At 47.1% G+C, this 259-nt stretch carries 1 protein-coding gene; it reads right to left on the bottom strand.

Annotation, left to right across the window (positions count from 1 at the left end):
• A partial coding sequence (locus FC36_RS12125) for an Ig-like domain-containing protein (protein ID WP_235805804.1) occupies positions 1-259 on the bottom strand: 259 nt, incomplete at both ends.

Below are 259 nucleotides of genomic sequence, written 5' to 3'. Positions count from 1 at the left end.
TCACCTGCTGTGATTGAGTCTTCTAAACCGGTCTTGTTTACTGCTTCTACAGCTTCGCTTGCCTTCTTACCTGGTTCTTTGGCTGTTACGGCTAAGTCACCTGCCACATCGCCTGATACTGGCACTGTGAAATTACCATTTTTATCAGCTTGAGCTGTACCTAAAACGTTGCCGTCTTGGTCCTTAACTTCTACTGTTGATCCTGGGGTTGCCTTACCTGTAACTGCTGTACCTTGGGCATCCTTCACAGCTTGAACGT

Source organism: Ligilactobacillus equi DSM 15833 = JCM 10991 (assembly GCF_001435735.1).
GTDB classification, from domain to species: domain Bacteria; phylum Bacillota; class Bacilli; order Lactobacillales; family Lactobacillaceae; genus Ligilactobacillus; species Ligilactobacillus equi.
The sequence above is the reverse complement of the archived record's forward strand: the minus strand, read 5'-3'. Positions and strand labels throughout refer to the sequence as shown.